Origin of the sequence: Ruegeria halocynthiae (assembly GCF_900106805.1) — a bacterium.
Classification (GTDB): Bacteria; Pseudomonadota; Alphaproteobacteria; order Rhodobacterales; family Rhodobacteraceae; genus Ruegeria; species Ruegeria halocynthiae.
The window spans coordinates 1,588,428-1,601,463 of record NZ_FNNP01000001.1 but is presented as its reverse complement, the minus strand read 5'-3'; the positions used below and the strand labels follow the sequence as shown (position 1 = coordinate 1,601,463).

The window sequence follows — 13,036 nt, the reverse complement described above, 5'->3', positions numbered from 1 at the left end:
CGATCTTACAGGCTTTGAGCGATTTTGCGGAACATTTCTACGTTCTGGTCGCTGACGCCGGGCTCACGGAATTTCCGGTCAGCGCCTGTTGTGGCAATCAATATACCGCGAGGCTGATCGAAATAAAGATACTGACCGTATATGCCGCGCGCCATGAATTCGCCCTCATGGGCGCCAACCGGGACCCACCATTGATACCCATAGCCAATCTTGCCGGTTTTGGTTGGTGCGCTGGGCCATGTGGATTCTCTGAGCCATTCAGCGGGCACCACCTGATCCCCGTCACGCGCGCCGTCCTGCAAGATCAATTGCCCGAACCGAGCGAAATCTCTGGTTGTGAAATTGAGCCCCCCAAGCACAAACGCCACGCCTGCACCATCTGTGATGTAGTAACCATCCCGCTCTAACCCCAGCGGCTGGATGATCTTTTCGCTCAGCAGTTCCGCTACGTTCCGCCCTGTCGCGCCACGGATAACCATCCCGATTACATGGGTGTCGATCGATACATATTGCCATGTCTCGCCGGGCGTTGTGAAACTGTCCTGCAATGAGGCCGCGAAGTCGTCCATTTCTCCGCCCAGTGCCAGGACACGACCCATCTGGTTGATATCCGAGTTATAGTCCAGATAGTCCTCGTCAAAGGTCACGCCGCTGGCCATGTTCAGTACGTTTCGGATCGTTGCGGTTTCATAGGCGCTGCCGGTCAGTTCGGGGGCATAGTTCACGACCGGATCATCCAGCGATGAAATTACACCTTCAGCCATCAGAATGCCGAACAGGGCAGACAGATAGCTTTTGGCGACAGACCATGAGATCCGTCGGTCATCGGGGCCGGTGCCCAGATAATACTCTTCAAAGCGAATCTCGCCGCCCTGCATCACCAGCAACGATGTCACAGCGCGATCCTCGATCCACTGATCCAACCCTTGCGGCAGATCGAAACCTGGGCCGTATGGCAGTTCCCATGTCGGGCCGCTACCGCGTGGCAAGCTAACGGTCAGAAACGCTTCGTCCATATGCGAGAAATTATGCACGATGTTCTCTTCCGAGAATAAAGAGTTCACCGCCATCAGTCGCTGGATTTCTTCGCGTTTCCAGATGCCTACGACCAGCACTGCCAATGCCAGAGCCAGCACAATGCGCAACAGCCATTTGAGCATGGTTTTCATGTGGCACCTCCCTTTATCCGGTATTGGACCCCGACCCGATGCATTCCGCAATCGCAACGTTACGGAACGTTTATCTGAACTTGTCCATCAGTTTCTGCATTGCCGATCGGTCATCTGGTGCCGCTTCGGCTTGGGTGGGTTTCTTCGGCTGCGTTTCCTGAGGGGGTGGCGTCTTCGAAGATCTGGGCGGCGAGGTGCGCAGCGCCACGGCATTCATGAACTTCCCGCTCTCGCCGTCGGCAAGATAAGCGGCGCCGTCCGAGACGCCACGCAGGACCTCATCCAGCCAGTCGGCATCAGCCTTCGCAAAATCGCTCAGAACATAGGGCGAGACCATCTCTTTCCGGCCCGGGTGCCCGATCCCCAGCCGCACGCGGTCATAGGCAGGGCTAATATGCTCGTGGATCGAGCGCAGCCCGTTATGACCCGCATGACCCCCACCAGCTTTCGCGCGCACTTTTCCGGGGGCCAGATCCAGCTCATCGTGGAATACGGTCACGTCGGTCGAGTCGAGCTTGTAGAACCGCATCGCCTCACCCACCGATTGACCAGACCGGTTCATGAAAGTCTGGGGCTTAAGTAGCAGCACTTTGCGCCCACCCAGGCGCCCTTCGGAAATTTCGGCCTGAAACTTAGATTTCCACGGGCCAAATCCGTGATCTCCGGCAATCTGTTCCAACGCCATGAAGCCGATATTGTGCCTGTTGCGAGCGTATTTTGATCCCGGATTACCCAAACCGACAAACAGTTTCATCGCTTTGTCCCTTACAGTCTCGCGTCGTTTCTTCATCGCATGGATCACCGGACGTTTTCCAGCCCCGTGCGGTCAAAAGAAAACGGGGTCCCAAAAGGAACCCCGCTTCAAAACCCGAAATGATCCGGATTTATTCTTCTTCCTGGCCGATGACTTCAACTTCATCTGCGGCCACGTCTTCATCTTCACCCTCATCGTCGTCGCTGGTGGACAGACCGGTGGGTGCCGAGACGTTGGCGATCACAAAGTCACGATCAATGGTCGGCTTGGTGCCGGCAGGCAGATCAACCGACGAGATGGTGACAACGTCGTTGATTTCCATTCCGGCCAGATCAACGGTGATCTTCTCAGGAATGTCGCCGGCGGTGCACAGCAGTTCCACCTCAGGGCGGACAACAGTCAGAACGCCGCCCTTCTTGATACCGGGTGCCTCTTCTTCGTTGATGAAGTCAACCGGGATGAACAGCGCGATCTTGGTGGTCCGGCGCAGGCGCATCAGGTCCAGGTGGGTCGGCAGATCTTTGACAACATCACGCTGAACGTCGCGGCAGATGACACGTACGTCTTCGTGGCCTTCAACCTTCAGGTTCCACAGAGTCGACTTGAACCGGCCTGCTTTCAGACGCTTGAACAGGACGTTGAACGGGATCTGGATCGGCAGCGGTTCTTTATCGCCACCAAAAACAATGCCCGGAACCATGCCGTCGCGGCGTGCTTGACGAGCGGCGCCCTTGCCTGTCCCCGTCCGTTCCAGAGCTTCGAGATCAGGAATCTCTCCAGCCATGATAATTCTCCAATGTTAGGGCGGGCATCCTCCAAGGCTGTATGCCCGCGTGAAGCCGCGTCCTTAGCTTGATTCACCTACTTTGGAAAGGACTTTTTGTGAGGTTGGCCTTTCGCGAACCTCTGTCTCGCGCGCCGGAGTATTTGAGGCCAGATGAAGCGCAAGCCCGTTCATTCATCTGGCCAAAAACCATGGGGTAAGCGCCCAAAGAGCAACGGTGGCAGAGCGCCTAAGTCCGCTGAGACTTTCGTCAGTTTTGCCAGCGGCCTTCAAAATCCTCTGGTATCAGCAAATTATGCCGCCCGAGGTTGGCAACACCGCGTTCACCGCACAAGGCCATAGTGGTATCGAGCTCTTTTTGAATAACCTCAAGCGCCGTGGTCACGCCCTTTTGGCCCATGGCGCCCAGGCCATAGACAAATGCTCGGCCGATGTAAGTGCCCTTAGCCCCCAAGGCCAGCGCCTTCAACACGTCCTGACCCGAGCGGATTCCGCTGTCCAGATGAACCTCGACATCGCCACCGACCGCATCCATGATCTCGGGCAGGACGCGGATCGAACTGAGCGCACCGTCCAGTTGTCGGCCGCCGTGGTTCGACACGACGATGGCGTCCGCACCCAGTTTGGCGGCCATCTTGGCGTCCTCTGCGTCCAGAATTCCCTTCAGAATCACTTTGCCGCCCCATTGTTCCATCAGCTTTTCGACTTTCTTCCAGTCGAGGCTGGGGTCGAATTGTTCGGCCGTCCATGTCCCCAGCGAAGACGTGTCTGTGATGCTGTCGACATGACCCACGATATTGCCGAATTCACGTCGTTTGGCGCCAAGCATTTCAATGCCCCAGGCCCACTTTGTCATCAGGTTTGCGATGGTTTTGGCAGTAAGCTTAGGTGGTGCCGACAATCCGTTCTTCAGATCCTTGTGCCGTTGCCCGAGAATCTGCAAGTCAAGCGTGATGACCAGAGCCGAACAACTCGCGTCCTTGGCTCGCTGAATCAGACGTCTGATGTAATCCTCATCTTTCATGGTATACAGCTGAAACCAGAATGGTGCGTTGGAGTGTTCGGCGACATCTTCGATCGAATTGATCGACATCGTAGACAAGGTGAACGGCACCCCGAATTCTTCTGCGGCTTTTGCCGCCTTCATCTCACCATCAGCGTGCTGCATTCCTGTCAGGCCGACTGGGGCAAGCGCGACCGGCATGGATACATCCTGTCCGATCATCTGTGATGCGGTTGATCGCCCGGTCATGTCCACGGCAACCCGCTGACGCAAACGAATGTCTTCAAAATCCGAGGAGTTTTCACGGAACGTCTGTTCGGTCCAGCTACCGCTTTCTGCATAGTCAAAAAACATACGCGGAACACGGCGCTCATAGATCCGTTTCAGGTCTTCGATATTCGTAATGACAGGCATTGATCAGGCTTTCGAAGGATTGGTTAAGTTTCTTTACCAATTTTTACAGCGCTCTGCAACGCCTGCTTGCTGCGGTGGGTTGCCGCGTGGCAATGCATAAAAAAATCGCAGCAAACGGAGCGCTTGCTGCGGTTGGGGGTAGACCTGAAATGGGACGATGTCGTCAGGCAGAGTGTGCGCCATCCGCCAGCGATTTAACAAAGTCGAGCACCTCGGTCGCCGGTTTTCCAGCGCCGATCTGGCTGACAATTGCTGATCCGACGACAGCTCCGTCCGATATGCTGGCGATATTGCGGGACTTTTCGGGTGTATTGATCCCGAATCCGACAATCACGGGCAAATCGGTTGCGGCTTTAATCCGTGCGACCTCGGGGCCGACATCGGTTGCCTGCGCCTCAGCGGCGCCTGTGATGCCGGTGATCGATACATAGTACACAAAGCCTGATGTGTTCTGCAGCACACGGGGTAGGCGGTTATCGTCGGTGGTCGGTGTCGCCAGGCGGATAAAGTTCAATCCAGCAGCCTGCGCGGGCAGGCAGAGTTCTTCATCTTCTTCCGGCGGCAGGTCGACGACGATCAGCCCATCGATTCCAGCAGCTTTCGCGTCGGTCAGAAAGGATTCAACCCCGCGGCTATAGATGGGATTGTAATACCCCATGAGGACGATCGGCGTGGCGTCATCGGTTTCACGGAACGCGCGGGCCAGATCCAGCGTACGCTGCAATGTCATTCCACTTTCCAACGCCCGCTGGCCGGCGGCCTGAATGGTTGGACCATCCGCCATCGGATCGGTAAAGGGCAGGCCCAGTTCGATCACGTCGACGCCTGCGCCGGGCAAGCCCCTTACGACCTCAAGCGATGTGTCATAGTCGGGATCTCCGGCCATGACATAAGCTACAAATGCCTTTTTGCCCTGTTCTTTCAAAGCGGCGAATTTGGCGTCGATACGGGTCATCGGAGATCCTTGCACTCGGGTTTGGACCTGATGTGCAGAAACTTTCGCTGAAAATCAATCCCGCTTGGTGGAATGGTGATCAGAACGCGTGGTGATACCGCAGTAGCAGGGCATTCACGCCTGGGTTATCCTCTTGCGTGCTGGCATTGGATTTATGCGTGATAGCGATCGACAGCTTATTGCCGCTGTTCAGAGTATATCCCAAGCCAAGCAGGCTGCGAATTTGAAAGCTGCCGCCGAGATCATTCCCCTCGTTGGAATCACTGTAGTATCCGGGCATTACGCTGCCTTCGACGAACCAGCGGTCAGCAAAGCTGTAAAGCCCGATCAGGCCGGCGCCGACATGTGTGTCACCGTCTGTGTCAACTGACAACGCGGCCCCCCATGTGGCGCTGAAGCGGGTAGCTTCGTAAAAGGATCGATGCTGGTACTCGAGCGAAAAGATGGCCTGATCTTCACCGTCACTGCTGGAATAATCTGCATAACCCGCGCCAAAAACAATGGATTGGGCCTGTGCCGCAGTTGCGGCCATCAGTGTGAAGGCAAGAATAACAAGGGATTTCATCGTATCTACTATGTCCGTCGTTCGTTGGTGTTTATTTTTATTGGTGACTGTAATTGCATGTTTTCTATGGGCGCAAGAACACAATGTGATGTCGATATCGTGATGTGGCAGAATAGACTCGCGGAGGTGTTCCAGCGCTATGCCTTGCGCATTGCGCCGGACCTGCCTAGAAGCGGCGTTCGAATGGTATCAGGAGGCCGTCATGGGCTTTAAAATGGGAATTGTGGGTCTGCCGAATGTGGGCAAGTCGACCCTCTTTAACGCGCTGACCAAAACCGCAGCTGCACAGGCGGCGAATTTCCCGTTTTGCACGATTGAACCCAATGTCGGTGATGTTGCGGTGCCTGATGACCGTCTGGACAAACTGGCGGCGATTGCGGGCTCGAAACAGATCATTCCGACGCGGATGACATTTGTTGATATCGCCGGTCTGGTCAAAGGGGCCTCAAAGGGCGAAGGGCTGGGCAACCAGTTTTTGGCAAATATTCGCGAGACCGATGCGATTGCCCATGTGCTGCGCTGTTTCGAAGATGGCGATGTGACCCATGTGGATGGTCGTGTGGATCCCGTCGCGGACGCCGACACGATCGAGACCGAACTGATGCTGGCCGATCTGGAAAGCATCGAAAAACGCCGTGCCAATCTGGTGCGCAAGCTTAAGGGTAACGACAAAGAGGCACAGCAGCAGGAACGCTTGCTGGCTGTGGCGCAGGCGATGCTGGAAAACGGCAAGCCCGCGCGTCTGGTCGAAGTGTCCGACGAAGACGCCAAGGCCTGGAAGATGCTGCAATTGCTGACCACCAAGCCGGTGCTTTATGTCTGCAACGTGTCCGAAGAAGAAGCCGCTGAAGGCAACGAATATTCAGCCCGTGTGGCTGAGATGGCAGCGGCGCAGGGCAATTCCCATGTCATCATCAGCGCCAAGATCGAAGAAGAGATCAGCCTTCTGGAAGCAGACGAAGCGCAGATGTTCCTCGAGGAAATGGGGCTGGAAGAGCCCGGTCTCGACCGTCTGATCCGCGCGGGTTACGACCTGCTCAAGTTGGAAACCTATTTCACGGTAGGGCCGAAAGAGGCCCGCGCCTGGACCATCCGCACCGGCACTGCCGCACCGCAGGCGGCAGGTGTGATCCATGGCGATTTTGAAAAAGGTTTCATCCGCGCCGAAACCATCGCCTATGACGATTTCATCGCCGCCAATGGCGAGCAGGGCGCGAAAGAAGCGGGCAAGATGCGGGCCGAGGGCAAGGGGTACATCGTCAAAGATGGCGATGTATTGCACTTTTTGTTCAACACCTGAGACAGCGTTGACCCTGCGCGTAGCGAACCGGTCGGATGCGTCCAGCATTGCGGCAATTTCAATTGAGGTGTGGGTCGGTACCTACCTCAAACACGGGGTTAGCGGTTTTTTCGCGGACTACGCGCTGGCCGAGTTCACGCCATCGCGTTTCGCCGACCTGATCAACGATCCAGAGGAGTTCATTCTGGTGTCGGAAAATGCGCAGGGGATCGACGGGTTCATTCGCGTCTCTCCGCTCTGCAATGCCCCTGTCGCGGGATGGTCGGGCATGGAGATTTCCACGTTCTATGTTCAGCCGCGTCATCATGGCAGAGGGATCGGCACACGCCTTCTTGCGGCAGCGTTGGCGCATTGCCGAAAGCAACGGGCAGATACCGTCTGGTTAACAACCAATGCTGAAAACGATCCGGCCATTGCCTTCTATCTGGCAAATGGGTTTGAGCATATCGGCGAGACGCAGTTCCGGATTGCGGATCAGGGCTATTTGAACAATGTATATGCATTGCGTCTGACCTGAACGCTTCGCTTCCCCTCAGCGCAAAAACGGCTAATCTGGGTTTTTGTCCTTACCTCGGAAATCCGGCAAATGATCGAAATCCGCGACCTGCAATTGCTCAGCGCCTTGGCACGGCATCGGCATTTTGCCAAAGCGGCCGCTGAATGTGGGATTTCTCAACCGGCCTTCTCAATGCGTATCCGCAATCTTGAGGACCGGTTGGGCGTTTCCATCGTGCGTCGCGCCAACCGGTTTCAGGGCCTGACCGAAGAGGGCGAGATGATCGTCCAGCGGGCGCGTCGCATTCTCGACGATACCAAGGCGCTGGAACAACAGGTGCTGGCCGCAAAGGGCGAGATCACCGGCACCCTGATCCTGGGCGTAATCCCGACGGCAATTGCCTTCACTGGGCGGCTGATCAAACGTCTTCAGCAAGCCCATCCGCGGATTCTGTCGCGGATCGAAACCATGTCGGCCTCGGCCATACAGCATCGGCTGGACGAAGGTAGTCTGGACGCAGGAATCACTTATGGCGACAGTATCGGAACCGATCTTCGACAAGTGCAGTCCCTGTACGAAGAAACCTATGTGCTGCTGGTCCCATCGCACATGACCGATGAAACCGGTCCCATTCCGTGGGCGCAGGTGGCTGAGTTTCCGATCAGCCTGCTAGAACCGCAAATGCAGAACCGTCGTATTCTGGATCGAATATTCGCAGAACAGGGGTTACACCCGCATGTGGTTGCAGAAACCAGTGGGTTTACCGCCTCAATGGTCATGGCGCGTGAGGGGCTGGCGGCTACTGTTGTGCCCCGCGTTCTGGTGCGCGCGCTGGGCGATCTGAAAGGGACGAAAATTCTGCCTCTGATCGATCCGGTTGTCAGCAAACCGATTTGTCTGGCAACCCTGACCCGAGACCCCGAATTGCCGACGGTCGAGGCTTTGCGTGCTGTGGTGACGTCTTTACGGTGATAAGGTGTCGTTATCGTGCGATTGAAATTGGCGATTTGACGATATGTTATTCTGATGAGACACGGAGCCTTAATCGGAGGGCATCATGGCACCATTAGATACCAAGCCATCAGGCGCGCCAAAGGGCGTCTGGAAGTCAGGTAAAGGCAAGGGGCGGCACACTCCCAAAGGCCGTCAGTTCACGGATGAAGCACAGGTCGAGATTGCGCGCCTGTTGGGCGACTGCCCGCGCCGCCGGGACCTGCTGATCGAATTCCTGCATTTGATCCAAGATGAGCACGGTCATATCAGTGCGGATCACATCGCCGCACTGGCGGTTGAGATGCGGATCGGTCAGGCTGAAATTTACGAAACCGCAACCTTTTATGCTCATTTCGACGTGGTGAAAGAAGATGAAACGCCCCCTCCGGCGTTGACCATCCGCGTCTGTGATTCCCTGTCCTGCGAGATGGCAGGGGCTCAGCAGCTGCAAAAGGCTCTTGAAGACGGGCTGGACGCGTCCGAGGTTCGTGTGGTGCGTGCACCTTGTATGGGTCGCTGTGACACTGCCCCAGTGTTGGAGATTGGTCACAACCATATCGACAATGCGACACCGGAAAAGGTGCAGGCCGCAATTGCTGCTGGTGACACCCACGCGCATCTACCTGATTACGAGACATTTGCGGCTTATGAGGTGAATGGTGGCTATGCCAAGCTGAAAGAACTGCGCGACAACGGCGATTGGGAGCAGGTGCAAGACGATATCCTGTCTTCAGGTCTGCGGGGCCTGGGTGGCGCTGGTTTCCCATCGGGCAAGAAATGGGGCTTTGTTCGCATGAACGAAGGTACCCGCTATCTGGCCGTGAACGGTGATGAAGGCGAGCCCGGAACGTTCAAAGACCGCTACTATCTGGAACGTACACCGCATGTCTTCCTAGAGGGCATGCTGATCGCCGCATGGGCGGTCGAGGCCGAGACTTGCTTTATCTACATGCGCGATGAATATCCGGCGGTGCTGGAAATTCTGGCGACCGAAATCGCCGCGTTGGAAAACGCCGGGATCGTCGAGGAAGGCTATATCGATCTGCGCCGGGGTGCTGGCGCCTATATCTGCGGCGAAGAATCCGCGATGATCGAGTCGATCGAAGGCAAGAAAGGCCTGCCGCGTCACCGTCCTCCGTTTGTGGCGCAGGTTGGGGTCTTTAACCGTCCGACCTTGGTGCACAATGTCGAGACGCTGTATTGGGTCACCAAAGTTTGCCGCGAAGGGCCGGAATGCCTTAACAGCACCGAAAAGAATGGTCGCAAGGGCCTGCGCAGCTATTCGGTCTCGGGTCGGGTGGCGAAGCCCGGTGTTTACCTGCTGCCCGCAGGTTCAACCATTCTGGACGTGATCGAAGCCGCTGGAGGCATGGCCGAAGGGCAAGCCTTCAAGGCGTATCAGCCCGGCGGCCCGTCTTCTGGTCTGTTACCTGCGTCAATGGACGACATCCCGCTGGATTTTGACACCCTACAACCACATGGCACCTTCATTGGTTCTGCCGCCGTGGTGGTTCTGTCTGATCAGGACACTGCCCGTGATGCGGCGCTCAACATGCTACGCTTCTTCGAGGATGAAAGCTGTGGTCAGTGCACTCCTTGCCGGGCGGGCTGCGAAAAGGCGGTGAAGCTGATGCAGGCCGACAAGTGGGATCAGGATTTGTTGGAAGACCTATGTCAGGTCATGGGCGACGCCTCGATCTGCGGTCTGGGGCAGGCGGCCCCGAACCCGATCCGCCTGGTCATGAAACATTTCGCTGACGAAATCTGAGGGAGACAGAGCCATGCTTGATGCAAGCCCAAACAAGACCGTCACCTTCAACCTGAACGGCGAGGACGTCACCGTGCCTGAAGGCTGGACCATCTGGGAAGCCGCCAAGGGGCAGGGGTTCACCATTCCGCACCTGTGTCACAAACCGCAGCCGGGCTACAAACCGGATGGCAACTGCCGTGCCTGTATGGTTGAGGTGGAAGGCGAGCGCACGCTGATCGCCTCGTGCATCCGCCCTGCTGCGGACGGCATGGTGGTCAAGACCGACAGTGATCGTGCCGAGAAATCGCGCGCCATGGTCATGGAATTGCTGGTGGCTGACCAACCCAAGGAAGCCCACGACACATCCAGCCATTTCTGGGACATGGCCAAGCTGAACCATGTCAGCGACAGCCGTTTTCCGGCGAAAGAAGCCGAGAAAATCCCGCTGCTGGATGACAGTCATGTCGCGATGCGTGTCAATCTGGACGCCTGCATCAACTGCAACCTTTGCGTTCGCGCCTGCCGCGACGTGCAGGTGAATGACGTGATCGGGATGGCCGGGCGTGGGCATACCGCGCAAGTGGTGTTCGACCAGAACGACCCAATGGGTGCATCGACCTGTGTGGCCTGCGGCGAATGCGTTCAGGCCTGCCCGACAGGTGCGCTGATGCCTGCCACAGTGCTGGACGATCAGCAGCAGGGCGACAGCAAGGATTATGACAGCGAGACCGAAAGCGTCTGCCCGTTCTGCGGCGTCGGCTGTAAGGTATCGCTGAAGGTCAAGGAGGGCAAAGTCAAATATGTCGAGGGAATCAATGGCCCCGCAAATGAAGGCCGCCTGTGCGTTAAAGGCCGGTTCGGCTTTGACTATATCCACCACCCGCACCGCCTGACCAAGCCGCTGATCCGGCGTGAAGATGCGCCGGCAAAGGGGCTGAACGTCGATCCGGGCAACCTGTCGACCCATTTCCGCGAAGCGACATGGGAAGAGGCGATGGATCTGGCGGCTACCAAGTTGAAAGCGCTGCGCGAGGACGATCCGCGCAACGTTGCAGGTTTTGGTTCGGCCAAATGCACAAACGAAGAGGCCTATCTGTTCCAGAAGTTCATTCGACAGGGGTTCAAGCACAACAACGTCGACCACTGCACACGCCTGTGCCACGCCTCTTCGGTGGCGGCTCTGATCGAGAACGTGGGCTCGGGTGCCGTGACCGCGACCTTCAACGAGGTGGAGAATTCGGATGTGGTTATCATCATCGGGGCCAACCCGATTGAAAACCATCCAGTCGCCGCGACATATTTCAAACAGTTCACCAAACGTGGTGGCAAGCTGATCGTGATGGACCCACGTGGCGTTGGTATGCGCAAGTTTGCTGATGAAATGCTGCAATTCCGGCCAGGCGCCGATGTCTCGATGCTTAATGCGATCATGAACGTGATCGTAGAGGAAGAGCTGTATGACAGTCAGTACATCCACCGCTGGACCGAGAACTGGGAGGCTGAGAAAGAACACCTGCGCGCCTTCACCCCCGAAGCGATGGCGCCGATCTGCGGCATTGAACCGGATCAGCTCCGCCGAGTCGCGCGCATCTTTGCGCAAGCCAAGGCCGGCCTGATCTTCTGGGGTATGGGGGTCAGCCAGCACATCCACGGCACCGACAACTCACGCTGCCTGATCTCGCTGGCCTTGATGACCGGCAATGTCGGCAAACCGGGTGCAGGTCTGCACCCGCTACGCGGTCAGAACAACGTGCAGGGCGCGTCCGACGCGGGTCTGATTCCGATGTTCCTGCCGGATTACCAGTCGGTGGCCGATGACAGCATCCGGGCCAAGTTCAACAATGTCTGGAACTCGGACGACTTCTCGAACGAGAAGGGTCTGACCGTCACCGAAATTATCGATCAAATTTACGTTGGCAACATCAAGGGTATGTACATTCAGGGTGAAAATCCGGCCATGTCCGACCCTGATGTCGGCCACGCGCGTGAGGCGCTGGCGAAACTGGAACTGATGATCGTGCAGGACATCTTCCTGACCGAGACAGCAAACTATGCTGACATTATCCTGCCCGCCTCGGCGCTTTATGAGAAGAACGGCACCGTCTCGAACACCAACCGTCAGGTGCAGCGCGTGCGCCCCGCCGTAACTCCTCCGGGTGAGGCGCGTGAGGACTGGAAGATCACAGTCGAGCTGGCTCAGCGGATCGGGTTGAATTGGGATTACACGGATGTGTCTGAGGTATTCAACGAGATGAAGTTGACGATGAATTCGCTCAACAACATTACGTGGGAACGTCTGAATACTGAGACAATCACTTATCCCTCACTCAGCGAGACCGACCCCGGGCAGGCTATCGTATTCGGCGACGGCTTCCCGCGTGCTGACGGCAAGGCACGGTTCACTCCGGCGAGCGTTATCCCACCGGATGAGGCCCCGGATGACGAATATCCGATGATCGCCACCACAGGACGTCAGCTGGAACACTGGCACACCGGGTCGATGACCCGACGGTCCAACGTTCTGGATGCGGTGGAGCCGGAAGCCAACTGTTCGCTGAACCCACGGACCCTCAAGCTGATGGGTATTGAGCCGGGTGAGATGATCCGCCTGACCACCCGCCGCGGTTCCATCGAGATCATGGCACGGGCTGACCGGGCGATTGCCGAGGATATGGTGTTCATCCCGTTCGCCTATGTCGAGGCGGCGGCGAATATTCTGACCAATTCGGCCATCGACCCCTATGGTAAAATCCCCGAGTTCAAGTTTTCGGCCATTCGTGTCGAAAAGATCGCGGATGCGGTCGCAGCAGAATAGGCTTTAGTGATTAGGAAACGGGCGGCTCTTCGGGGTCG

The 13,036-nt window shown here is 56.9% G+C and carries 11 protein-coding genes; 5 read left to right on the top strand and 6 right to left on the bottom strand.

Going from position 1 to position 13,036, the window contains the following annotated elements; all coding sequences use genetic code 11:
* Positions 1–5: 5 nt before the first annotated feature.
* The 6 genes from BLU89_RS08065 to BLU89_RS08040 form a co-directional block, all read right to left on the bottom strand.
* Complete coding sequence (locus tag BLU89_RS08065) at positions 6–1,169, bottom strand: serine hydrolase domain-containing protein (RefSeq protein WP_074735910.1); 1,164 nt, start codon at positions 1,167–1,169, stop codon at positions 6–8.
* Positions 1,170–1,239: 70 nt separating this feature from the next.
* Positions 1,240–1,923, bottom strand: a complete 684-nt coding sequence (pth, locus tag BLU89_RS08060) for an aminoacyl-tRNA hydrolase (protein WP_074736492.1) — start codon at positions 1,921–1,923, stop codon at positions 1,240–1,242.
* A gap of 130 nt (positions 1,924–2,053) precedes the next feature.
* A complete protein-coding gene (locus BLU89_RS08055; protein WP_074735908.1) occupies positions 2,054–2,707 on the bottom strand; it encodes a 50S ribosomal protein L25/general stress protein Ctc in 654 nt (217 codons plus the stop codon).
* Between the two features lie 250 nt (positions 2,708–2,957).
* Entirely contained in the window at positions 2,958–4,124 is a 1,167-nt protein-coding gene (locus tag BLU89_RS08050; RefSeq protein ID WP_074735906.1) for an alpha-hydroxy acid oxidase, read from the bottom strand.
* Positions 4,125–4,287: 163 nt separating this feature from the next.
* Complete coding sequence (gene trpA, locus BLU89_RS08045; protein ID WP_074735905.1) at positions 4,288–5,079, bottom strand: tryptophan synthase subunit alpha; 792 nt, start codon at positions 5,077–5,079, stop codon at positions 4,288–4,290.
* A gap of 79 nt (positions 5,080–5,158) precedes the next feature.
* A complete protein-coding gene (locus BLU89_RS08040; protein ID WP_074735903.1) occupies positions 5,159–5,644 on the bottom strand; it encodes an acyloxyacyl hydrolase in 486 nt (161 codons plus the stop codon).
* Positions 5,645–5,846: 202 nt separating this feature from the next.
* On the opposite strand from BLU89_RS08040, the gene ychF reads away from it, so the two are divergent.
* From ychF to fdhF, 5 genes are all read left to right on the top strand, one after another.
* Positions 5,847–6,944 carry a redox-regulated ATPase YchF gene (gene ychF, locus BLU89_RS08035; RefSeq protein ID WP_074736490.1) on the top strand — a complete coding sequence of 366 codons (1,098 nt, stop codon included), beginning with the start codon at positions 5,847–5,849 and terminating at the stop codon, positions 6,942–6,944.
* A 7-nt stretch (positions 6,945–6,951) separates the two neighbouring features.
* Positions 6,952–7,461, top strand: coding sequence for a GNAT family N-acetyltransferase (locus BLU89_RS08030; RefSeq protein WP_245709680.1), 510 nt, complete (start codon positions 6,952–6,954; stop codon positions 7,459–7,461).
* Between the two features lie 69 nt (positions 7,462–7,530).
* Complete coding sequence (locus BLU89_RS08025; protein ID WP_074735899.1) at positions 7,531–8,412, top strand: LysR family transcriptional regulator; 882 nt, start codon at positions 7,531–7,533, stop codon at positions 8,410–8,412.
* 85 nt (positions 8,413–8,497) lie between these two features.
* Positions 8,498–10,201, top strand: a complete 1,704-nt coding sequence (locus BLU89_RS08020) for an NAD(P)H-dependent oxidoreductase subunit E (protein ID WP_074735897.1) — start codon at positions 8,498–8,500, stop codon at positions 10,199–10,201.
* A gap of 13 nt (positions 10,202–10,214) precedes the next feature.
* On the top strand, positions 10,215–12,998 hold the full coding sequence (gene fdhF / locus BLU89_RS08015) for a formate dehydrogenase subunit alpha (protein ID WP_074735895.1): 2,784 nt from the start codon (positions 10,215–10,217) through the stop codon (positions 12,996–12,998).
* The last annotated feature ends 38 nt before the right edge of the window (positions 12,999–13,036 follow it).